At 42.0% G+C, this 1,396-nt stretch carries 1 protein-coding gene; it reads left to right on the forward strand.

The genetic code is table 11. The features are described 5' to 3' along the window. A partial coding sequence (locus tag ES948_RS10915) for a hypothetical protein (RefSeq protein WP_188109507.1) occupies positions 1-1,396 on the forward strand: 1,396 nt, incomplete at both ends.

The following is a 1,396-nucleotide window of genomic DNA, read 5'->3' on the forward strand; positions in this document are numbered from 1 at the left end:
GCAAAAGCTATCATGGAAGGTGGTAAAGGTGCTGCTGAATTCATGAAGCAGGCTTTATCTGGTGCTGGGGCTTTGGCTTTTGCGCAATCTATGGGGAAAACGGGGAGTGATATAGCCAGTGTCGATAAATACAACTCTCCTGAGCAGTATGCAGCCGCACAAGCACAAAAAGCAAGTGCTATGGCTACTGTTGACAAGACACGCTTTGAGAAAAGCAATGATAGAGAAATTACGCAAAAAAAGCTTGATGCTATGCGTGAAGGTGCTAACGATAAGGATTTATTTGATGCACAGGCAATAAAAGCAGGTATTGCGACAAGAGGCAAAAATGGCTTAATTGCAACAACAGGACAAAAATTCACTGATGGACTTTCAGCCTTAGGTGCAGGAGATATGGCAACAACTTCACAGCTTATTGTTGGTGGAGAAAGAATGAATGTTGATACAGATTTAGACGGAAATGCTTTTGTGAATAGAGACTCCAGTGAGAATGTTAAAAGAGGGAGGGATTCTAAGTATGGAATAACCGGTTATGCAGAACACGCATTGGGTGCTATTGGAGAAGGCTTAATGTTTGGGCTTACTGGTACTGGGATAGCAGAAGGACTTGCTAGAAAGGCTGGTATGAAGGATGGGATTATTAAACCGGCTATCAATAAGGCTTTTACATCAATGGGTAGAGAACCTATCTTTGATGTTGAGAAGTCCAGCAATAATCAAAGCACCAATATAGATAACAGCCAATCCACCGACAGCTCCAAGAGCAAGCAAAATAATAGTGTTCATAAGAACTCCTTTGAAGGTAAAAAATTCAATGAAGGAGGCGGAAGAACTTCTGCCTACCAAGATTATTTAGATAGTATAGCAAAAGATGGCGAAAGTAGCAAGTTGCTAGAAGGTTTAAAATATGCCGGAAAAGGCTTAATCGCTGCTGATGCTGGATTCTCCGCTTATAACTCATATGAACAATATCAACAAGGGAATATAAAACAAAGCATTCTAAGTGGAGCACAATCAGCCACAGCTGCTGCATTCTTAGCAGCGCCAAATCCTGTAACTGGTGCTGCTTATGCTTTTACATCGGCAACCAATATGGTAGTTGATACAACAGATTATTTAAGCCAAAACGGAAATACCACATATTCAGGCAATAATCCTCTTGGAGCAGGTGTTGATCCATATACAAACAATGGATTTGGTTCCGGCAGTAGTAGTTTCAACCCTGCCCCACTAGGACAAGCCCTAACCCAACAAATAACACAAAGTGCAGCAGTAAACACTCAAGCACTTGCAACAAACCCTGCAAACACAGTCATTCAAACCGTAGGCGGTCAAAAAGCAATCACAACAAACGGTGGCAGGCTTACTATTGGCGGCGTTGGAACACAAGTACCTG

The sequence above is a fragment of the Sulfurimonas indica genome (assembly GCF_009192995.1).
Lineage (GTDB): Bacteria > Campylobacterota > Campylobacteria > Campylobacterales > Sulfurimonadaceae > Sulfurimonas > Sulfurimonas indica.